1 rRNA gene is annotated in these 353 nt (G+C 58.6%); it reads left to right on the forward strand.

Annotation, left to right across the window (positions count from 1 at the left end):
- Positions 1-56 (forward strand): 16S ribosomal RNA (locus ACSNOK_RS33585); the annotation flags it as partial.
- Between the last annotated feature and the right edge of the window lie 297 nt (positions 57-353).

Raw genomic sequence — 353 nt, forward strand, 5'->3', positions numbered from 1 at the left:
GGACGAAGTCGTAACAAGGTAGCCGTACCGGAAGGTGCGGCTGGATCACCTCCTTTCTAAGGAGCACATAGCCGACTACGAGCGAATGTCTCGTACGGTTGCTCATGGGTGGAACGTTGACTATTCGGCACGATCGGTGAGGGTTCGCTAGTACTGCTTCGGCGTGGAACGCGAGACGTGAACTGGTCGGGTCGGGCACGCTGTTGGGTGTCTGAGGGTACGGGCTACGGTCTGTATCTTCGGTCCGGCCCCGGTGAAGCGCCAGCTTGTCTGGTGTGTGACGGGTGGCTGGTCGTTGTTTGAGAACTGCACAGTGGACGCGAGCATCTGTGGCCAAGTTTTTAAGGGCGCAC

Origin of the sequence: Streptomyces sp. URMC 126, from assembly GCF_051386555.1 — a bacterium.
Taxonomy (GTDB): domain Bacteria; phylum Actinomycetota; class Actinomycetes; order Streptomycetales; family Streptomycetaceae; genus Streptomyces.